Here is an 8,214-nt window from a genome sequence, read left to right on the forward strand (position 1 = left end):
TTTACGACTCCGAGTGCGAATAGTTTTGAGTATGCGCTTCCAAGGCTTCACCAAAGCAACGGAAATAGTATTCGCTAACCAGTTCTTTCTCTTCGTCTTCGCAGCGATTTAAGAATGAAAGCCTAAATGCCGTCGGTACATCGTCGAATATTTGGATGTTTTCAGCCCAAGTGAGCACTGTACGCGGAGACATCACAGTCGAAAGGTCGCCAGCCCGAAACCCGTTACGCGTTAATCCTGCGGTGGCGATCATTTTCTCTATTAACTGCTGGCCATTTTCATTATTCAGCTCTGGAAGCTTAGATAACACGATTTTGGTTTCATGTTGTGGGTCTAAATAGTTGAGCGTAGCGATGATGTTCCATCTATCTAACTGACTGTGGTTAAGCACTTGAGTACCCGAATACAAACCTGAAAAGTTACCCAAGCCAAGCGTGTTGCAGGTAGCAAACAGGCGGAAAGAAGGGTGAGGCGTGATCACTCGGTTTTGTTCTAAAGAGGTGTATTTTCCGTCTTGCTCTAATAGCTGCTGAATCACAAACATCACATCAGGGCGACCAGCGTCGTACTCATCTAATACCAGCGCGATGGGCTGTTGAATGCTTTGTGGAAGAATGCCTTCTTTAAACTCTGTCACCTGCATTCCATCTTTAATGACGATGCTGTCTTTACCAATGAAATCCAATCGACTTAAGTGCCCGTCTAGGTTGATCCTCAAACATGGCCAATTCAATCTCGCGGCAATTTGCTCAATGTGAGACGACTTGCCCGTTCCGTGTGTGCCTTGTATCAATGTGCGACGATTGGAGGTGAACCCCGCCAATATAGCCAGCGTCACTTCAGGATCAAAACAGTAATTTGGGTCGACTTTCGGCACATATTCACCTGGATGTTCAAATGCCATCACCGTTAGGTTGCTGTCTATGCCAAAGCGTTCTCTCACGCTTACCGGCTGCGTTGGTACCAATTCCGCCTCTTTCATCATATTTCCCTCTATATAGCTCATCACTTGTCGCTGCTATCGCGATATGTCATCGATTATTAACAGCTCCAGTTAAGTTAACGGCACTTTTTGTACGAAAAACTACCAATAATGTGATCCAGTTTTATTAATTAGAATGAATTGTTCCAATTTAATATAAAAAGTTGACGCGCAAAAATTCTACTACTAAGGTGAAAATGAATTCGAAAAAGAGACAATTCATTCCGAAAAATGAAATTTTGGTTAACTCAAGGAGAATGGAAGAATGAGCGAGCAAGAAAAACGTACGGTTGTTTCCGGCACAGTAACAATGACACCATCAGAAGCGTTCGTTGAAACTATGGTTGCTAATGATGTTACCGATATGTTCGGTATCATGGGGTCGGCATTTATGGACGCAATGGATATCTTTGCTCCTGCTGGCATTCGATTGGTCCCAGTAGTACACGAGCAAGGCGCTGCCCACATGGCAGATGGTTACTCTCGTGTATCTGGTCGCCACGGTGTGGTTATCGGGCAGAATGGCCCAGGTATCAGTAACTGTGTAACAGCAATTGCAGCTGCGTTCTGGGCACATAGCCCGGTCGTGATTGTGACGCCAGAGACAGGCACTAAAACAATGGGCTTAGGTGGTTTCCAAGAATGTAACCAGCTTCCAATGTTCCAAGAGTTTACTAAGTATCAAGGACACGTAACGCACCCAGATCGTATGGCGGAATACACAGGTCGATGCTTCGACCGTGCGATGAGTGAAATGGGTCCAACTCAACTGAACATTCCACGTGACTATTTCTACGGTGAAACTCAAACCGAGATCCCTCAACCAGCACGTTTAGACCGTGGCCCAGGTGGTGAAAAATCTCTGAACGAAGCGGCAGACTTGATTGCTGAAGCGAAATTCCCAGTCATCATTTCTGGTGGCGGCGTGGTAATGGCTGATGCCGTTCAAGAGTGTGCGGCACTGGCAGAACGACTAGGAGCACCCGTAGTAAACAGTTACCTCCACAATGACTCGTTCCCTGCTAGCCACTCATTATGGTGTGGTCCTCTAGGCTATCAAGGTTCGAAAGCAGCAATGAAGTTGATGGCTCAAGCGGATGTGGTTATTGCTTTGGGTACACGTCTTGGTCCATTTGGTACGTTGCCTCAACATGGTATGGACTACTGGCCGAAGAACGCGAAAATCATTCAGATTGATGCCGACAACAAGATGCTAGGTCTGGTTAAGAAGATTTCAGTTGGTATCTGTGGTGATGCGAAAGCAGCTGCGGTTGCTCTATCTGAAAGATTGGAAGGCCGTGCATTGTTGTGTGATGACAATAAAGGCGCTCGTCAAGACACGGTCGCAACAGAGAAAGCACTTTGGGAAAAAGAGCTTGATGAGTGGACACACGAACGTGACTCGTTCAGCTTGGATATGATTGAAGAAAACTCACACGAGACTCCGTTCTCTGGTGGTGAATACCTTCACCCGCGCCAAGTATTGCGTGAGCTAGAAAAAGCGATGCCAGAAGACGTAATGGTCTCAACCGATATCGGTAACATCAACTCGGTGGCAAACAGCTACTTACGCTTTGAAAAACCACGTAGTTTCTTTGCGGCAATGAGTTTTGGTAACTGTGGTTACGCGTTCCCGACCATCATTGGCGCGAAAGCAGCAGCACCTCATCGCCCAGCTATCTCTTATGCAGGCGACGGTGCGTGGGGCATGAGCCTGATGGAAACCATGACATGTGTTCGTCATAACATTCCAGTGACAGCCGTGGTATTCCACAACCGTCAATGGGGTGCAGAGAAGAAGAACCAAGTCGACTTCTACAACCGACGCTTTGTTGCCGGTGAGCTAGATAACCAAAGCTTTGCTGAAATCGCACGAGCAATGGGCGCTGAAGGTATCACGGTTGATAAGCTAGAAGATGTAGGTCCAACCTTGCAAAAAGCCATCGACATGCAGATGAACGAAGGCAAAACAACCATCATTGAAATCATGTGTACTCAGGAGTTGGGCGACCCGTTCCGCCGAGATGCGCTATCAACACCGGTTCGTTTCCTAGATAAATACAAAGATTACGTATAAGTCGTAGGAAGTTTGTCCGGCCACGGTATTTTCGAGAGTGTTAGAGAAAGTGCAATCGAGAATGTGGTCGGGCAATATTAACGGGTATTGGCAATGTACTTAAGTGAATACCGGCAACCCGTATTTCAATAATCCTTAGTCAAACGTTAGAACATGAATTAAATGGCTGTTGTACATATAAGTGGTTTTAGTTATATAAACTTTGTCGTTCCTTATTAATCGACCCTTAGCTAATTGCTCCTTAGTTAATGGTTTTATAACTGTTAGTTATTGATGAGGATATATGGCCATTGATAAAGACATATACCTATTGTCATTTTTAAAATCATTCGTAACGATACTGATTAACCATGATAGTTAATTTTTAATTGTAATAAATTTAAATTAAGTGACCTATTACATGCATGCTGTGAACAATAAACGTTATATAAGCTCACTCGAAGAGCTGTATAAAATAATTAATTCATTAATGAATGAATGCAGTGACCAACGTGGTTTGATGTATAACGTGTGTGATTATGAAAATAATAATCTAATGCCAAGTTTAGGCCGTTCCAATCGTAAGAACATACGCCGTGTCGAACAAGAGCTTCTCTCGACCGTGAGAGTTTACGGTGGTCACTCGCTGAGTTCTAACGACATAAATGACTGGTTATTGATGTGTTTAGCCAAAAAGCAGGGCTTTCCCACCCGTTTACTGGAATGGACCGATAACCTGTTAAATGCGCTTTGGTCGGTGTGTCACAGCCAAAGTAAAGACTGCATAAACATAATTAAAGCTATTGATTATCAGCGGGTTAGTGTTTTTAGCTCGCCGTGTAATATCAACAAAACTCAGATATTTAATGTGGCGGATTGCGATCAGCAAGAGCCGCGCAAGGACAAGTGGTATTCCATTCACCCATTTAAGGAAGGTGGCAATGATGCCATTCAGCCTCTGTACGATGAGAAAGAATATTCAAACGGTCTAGTGTCCGTTCATATTCTTCCATCAGTAAAAGTAAACCTGATAAAGGAGTTAATATCCATGAACGTTTTAAATGAACCGACTGATTATATCGAAGAGAAGCTAACCGATATAAAAAATGAAGCCCATATAGATAACAATCAAGTTATTAATAAAGGTGAGGGGAATATTGAATTACAAGTGAATACCCATAACCGTAAACTTGAGCAGTATGGCCGAAAGTACCATCAAGATTTTGACTTCGACTAAAGTCTAATATTTCTAATTATTTTATTTAGACCTCGTATAAATCTAGTGAGTGACTGTGTAAATAAAATTAGAACACTAATTAATTTATAAAAAGATGAAATCTGTGAGCTTAAAGATTGTTTATAAAGTAACTCGAAGTTAGAGTGATGAACCTTGTTATCAAGTTGTTAAATTTTCACAGATCTAGTTTAAACACTCTAATAAAAAAGTGGCGCAAAGCTACTGAAATCTAAACCAATAACGAAAACATAAAGGATTCTGGAATATGAATATGCAAACCAATGCGGCGACATTCGTGCTGGAAAACCAAGTCGACACCGCCTTTTTACAGTCTTTTAGTGATGCGTGGAATAACCATGATATTGAAGCGCTAATGTCGTTTATGACCGAAGACTGTGTCTTCCACACCGTGGCAGGAGAAGGCGAACTTGGAAACACTATCGAAGGGTACGAAGCCGTTCGCAATAGCTTTGAATTGGTTTGGCAGAACTTTCCAGATGCAGCTTGGATCGACCCTGTCCACTTTGTGTGTGGTGACCGCGCGGTAAGTGAATCAACGTTCTCTGCGACTAACCCTGATGGCACTGTCATCGAAGCTCGTATGGTTGATGTGTTTACCCTGAAAGATGGAAAAATCAGCGTAAAAATCTAAGCCCAGACGATAAACCGATTCTCACTGAGATGTTAAATCTAGCCAAAGAAAATGGTCGTGGCGTTTACACCTATCGATGGTTAAATCCGCTGTCGAGCAAAGTGGAAACTAAGCACACTTACTATCGAGTTATCGACAATAAGTTGGTTGGGGTGGGTTATTACACAAATTCAAACAACACGTAAACGCGTTTCTACGGAACCCTCAACCCAGTTAAATAAAGGGCTGGGGGCTCGAAATGCCGGTTTGTGTAAAAAAGCAATTTAGTAAAATTCACACTGTGTAATTTTTGTTGTGAAATTGTTTCAAAAATAACAGTAGTATGAAAAACATGGAAACCACACAGTAAAGAACAATTTTGAAAAGGGTCTATTGGGATGTTTGACCTTAATGAAATTTAAAGCCGTACGAGGGATAGACTATGAATATGCTGACACTAGACAAAACAGAACTTCACAGAAACCATTCAACTTTTATTGCTGAAGCTGTCTTTGCCGTCGAAATGGTGAAAGCAGACAAGCAACTCGAAAAACAAAAAATGGCGAAACAGTTGCTTGATACTTTATTTCCTCTTGAGGCGGGTTCACACGAAGACGCGGTGAGCTACGAGATTGATTACCGACATGTTCAGGTTTACTTCAAAAACGGTGAGCACACCGGCCTAAAACGCGCTAAACACTTTGTAGCTTACACAGGTGATAAATCTAAGCCTTCAGCAATCCTATTCCGTGATGAAAGCGGTACGCACGTTGAAGTGACAATCGGTGCTCGTAAAGGCACTGGCCGCCTGGAGTTGGTTGATATTCAAGATATCCAATTAGAGACGTGCACCACGTTTGGTCAAACTGAGGCGAGCCGTTCTTCTGGCATCCGTCACTGGGTGAGCTTAGTAAAAGGCGATGAAAGTGGCCGCCCGAATGCATCAAGTGAAGACAAAGAGTTCACGGCGAAAAATGGTGAAGACTATAACCTAGGTTTTTGCTTCGCAATCTAACGAACTGTCTTTGAAATGTGCAGTGCAGATCTGTGAGACGCAGCACTGACATTTGAGCACTGATTTCTCTTTTACCTTTGGTAACTTTCCCCGCCCCTATAGCGGGGCTTTTTTATTAGAGCTATAAGTAAATTGGGTGATTATTAAAATTATCGGCAAAAAGTTTGGATGTGATTTTACGGTGCGTTATTTTAATTTAAATTGTTGTATTTGAAGGTTTTTATTCTTTTGTTTTAATCTGTTTTTATTGGGTTAACTATCACTATCAACGGTGGTTTGGGTGACTATTGAGCTAAAAATCAGTCAAAATGCTTTGAGCTGTGCTATAATGTGCGCCTTGGGATTGAGCCAGTAAGTCCATTTATCACTAACTATTGTGATTTTTATTGCCTTTTATTTAGGCGATGCGGCGAGCCAATCAAGTAGTAGTTGGATATGGAGAGCGTCCTTATATTCGTTGAATCGGATATGCGAACATCATAATTTATGAGTTTTAAATCAAAAAAGTACAGTATTGATTCTACTGACTATCAAGTTGGTCAAGACAACGTCAGTAAATGGGGCATGGATGTCCATAACACAGTTTTCGTAGCCTCAGTTGGCTTATCTCTTCTCTTCATCATCACTCTTCTTGCTCTTCCTCCTGCAGATGCTAAAGCTGCAATTGATTCTATTAAGGGTGCTGTTCTATCAAAGTTTGACTTCCTGTTTATGTGGGGAGCTAACATCATGCTAGCGTTTGCTGTTGTTCTTGCTTTTTCACCGTTGGGTAAAATCCGTTTAGGTGGTGAAGACGCGACGGCGGACTATTCAATGTCATCTTGGATTGCGATGTTATTCGCAGCAGGTATGGGTATTGGACTTATCTTCTGGGGTGTTGCAGAGCCAACTGCATTCTTCACGAACTGGTTCGGAACGCCATTAGACGCAGAACCTTTCACAGCCGCTGGTCGTGAATTAGCACTGGGCGCAACCGTATTCCACTGGGGTTTTCATGCATGGGCTATCTATGGCATGACGGCGCTTTGTCTGGCGTACTTTGTTTATAACAAAGGCTTACCGCTATCAATGCGTTCTGTGTTTTACCCAATTCTGGGTGAGCGTGTGTGGGGCAAAACTGGTGATGTAATCGATGTACTAACCGTACTGGTTACTCTGTTTGGCCTTGCGACTTCATTGGGCTTAGGTGGTACACAAGCAGCAAGTGGTATTAGCCACGTGTTCGGCTTGGAAAACAACATCTTCCTTCAGCAATCTATCATCGTTCTGATCATGGGCTTGGCGATCATCTCTGTACTACGTGGTATGGACGGTGGTGTTAAGTTCCTAAGTAACCTGAACATGGTTATTGCATTCATATTCCTTGGTCTTATCGCTGTATTGAATTTCACAACTGTGCTTGATTCAATGGCAACGGCGGCAACGGGCTATGTGAAAAATATCGTAGCTTTGAGCCAAAGTGCGGGTCGTGAAGACACAACATGGCTGCATGGTTGGACTGTGTTCTACTGGGCATGGTGGGTAGCGTATGCACCTTTCTTCGGTATGTTCGTAGCGCGTATTTCTAAAGGCCGTACGGTTCGTGAATTCCTACTTTGCGTATTGATTATCCCAACATTGGTAACGTCGGCTTGGATGTCGATCTTCGGTGGCGTAGCTATCGAGCAAGTAATTAACCATGTGGGGCAACTTGGCCTCGACCAAGGCATTACAGACGTATCTCTAAGCTTGTTTTACATGCTAGATGCTTACTCGTTCGGTAGCATTCTGTCTGTTCTCGCAGTCGCGCTGATCATCGTGTTCTTCGTTACAACGTTGGACTCAGGTTCTATCGTTATCGATGGCATGACGGCGGGTGGTAAATTAGAAGTGCCAGTGAAACAGAAAGTCGTTTGGGCGGTTATCTCAGGTGCTATCGCGATGGTGATGCTGTGGATTGGTGGTACTCAATCAATCCAAGCTCTGCAATCTATTACGATTATTGCAGCACTGCCGTTTACGATCATTCTTTTGATTGGTTGTGTGAGCTTGTTGAAAGGCCTACTGACAGAAGTCGGTAAAGGGCAAGAAACCGTAACTCAAACTACAAAATAAATCGTGAATTAAGTAAGTCGCTAGATAGAGATTTACTTTACTCAGCATGATTCAAAGCTCTCTTGTACTTGGTGCAAGAGAGTTTTTTATGCCTAGGAAGAAATCAGAGACCAGATAAAAAAGAGCCACAAGTGAATCATCACTTGTGGCTCTTTTCGTTCTTAGTTCTAGGTGCTCGGTTCTAGGGCGTGTTGATCTT

6 protein-coding genes and 1 pseudogene are annotated in these 8,214 nt (G+C 43.1%); 6 read left to right on the plus strand and 1 reads right to left on the minus strand.

Annotated features, from left to right (window positions below; genetic code table 11):
* Window position 1: 1 nt before the first annotated feature.
* Window positions 2-985 carry an AAA family ATPase gene (locus AB4274_RS02840; protein ID WP_372110919.1) on the minus strand — a complete coding sequence of 328 codons (984 nt, stop codon included), beginning with the start codon at window positions 983-985 and terminating at the stop codon, window positions 2-4.
* Between the two features lie 262 nt (window positions 986-1,247).
* Between AB4274_RS02840 and xsc the strand changes: the two genes are divergently transcribed.
* From xsc to AB4274_RS02870, 6 genes and pseudogenes are all read left to right on the plus strand, one after another.
* Window positions 1,248-3,059, plus strand: a complete 1,812-nt coding sequence (gene xsc / locus AB4274_RS02845) for a sulfoacetaldehyde acetyltransferase (protein WP_372110921.1) — start codon at window positions 1,248-1,250, stop codon at window positions 3,057-3,059.
* A 400-nt stretch (window positions 3,060-3,459) separates the two neighbouring features.
* Complete coding sequence (locus AB4274_RS02850; protein ID WP_372102746.1) at window positions 3,460-4,275, plus strand: FRG domain-containing protein; 816 nt, start codon at window positions 3,460-3,462, stop codon at window positions 4,273-4,275.
* A gap of 265 nt (window positions 4,276-4,540) precedes the next feature.
* On the plus strand, window positions 4,541-4,927 hold the full coding sequence (locus AB4274_RS02855) for a nuclear transport factor 2 family protein (protein ID WP_372110923.1): 387 nt from the start codon (window positions 4,541-4,543) through the stop codon (window positions 4,925-4,927).
* Window positions 4,921-5,112, plus strand: a pseudogene (locus AB4274_RS02860) (hypothetical protein); the annotation flags it as partial. The gene AB4274_RS02855 and the pseudogene AB4274_RS02860, both read left to right, overlap by 7 nt.
* A 236-nt stretch (window positions 5,113-5,348) precedes the next feature.
* Complete coding sequence (locus tag AB4274_RS02865) at window positions 5,349-5,921, plus strand: malate synthase (protein WP_017070684.1); 573 nt, start codon at window positions 5,349-5,351, stop codon at window positions 5,919-5,921.
* 486 nt (window positions 5,922-6,407) lie between these two features.
* Window positions 6,408-8,015, plus strand: a complete 1,608-nt coding sequence (locus AB4274_RS02870) for a BCCT family transporter (RefSeq protein ID WP_136980001.1) — start codon at window positions 6,408-6,410, stop codon at window positions 8,013-8,015.
* Window positions 8,016-8,214: the final 199 nt, after the last annotated feature.

Origin of the sequence: Vibrio sp. 10N.261.55.A10, from assembly GCF_041470825.1 — a bacterium.
GTDB classification, from domain to species: Bacteria; Pseudomonadota; Gammaproteobacteria; order Enterobacterales; family Vibrionaceae; genus Vibrio; species Vibrio crassostreae_C.